This window comes from Microvirga sp. P4_G7 (assembly GCF_056401005.1).
In genome coordinates this window covers 1-523 of the sequence record NZ_JBFUKD010001204.1, presented here as the reverse complement: position 1 = coordinate 523, position 523 = coordinate 1, and the positions used below count along the sequence as shown (strand labels likewise).

Here is a 523-nt window from a genome sequence, read left to right as displayed (position 1 = left end):
GATCCTTCACGCCCATCTGGAGAGCGCGGGAACGCTTTTCCTCGGAATCGAGGATAAGGCGCGCCTGCATCTGGCCGCCGATGCAGCGCAGAGCGCCCGCGGCCAGCACACCTTCAGGCGCGGCGCCGATGCCCATATAGATATCAATGCCCGTGCGATCGGGCGTCGTCGTGAAAATGACGCCGGCGACATCGCCGTCGGAAATCAGACGCACGCCCGCGCCTGTCTTGCGGATCGCCGCAATCAGCTCCGCATGGCGAGGACGGTCGAGGACCAGGGCATTCAACTCGTTCACCTTGACGCCCTTCGCCTTGGCGAGGGCGTGGAGGTTTTCTTCCGGCGATGCGTCTAGATCGACGACGCCTTGCGCATAGCCCGGGCCGATGGCGATCTTGTGCATGTAGACGTCCGGCGCCGCGAGCAACRTGCCGGCCTCGGCCATCGCCATGACCGCGATCGAGCCCGGCATGTCCTTGGCGCAAAGGGTCGTACCTTCTAGCGGGTCGACGGCAATGTCGACCTT

Annotated in this window: 1 protein-coding gene; it reads right to left on the bottom strand. The window is 64.6% G+C overall.

The genetic code is table 11. From position 1 onward, the window contains the following. Nucleotides 1-523 (bottom strand): fructose-bisphosphatase class II (locus tag AC1DT3_RS23895; protein ID WP_477467621.1); only part of this gene is annotated, 523 nt, incomplete at both ends.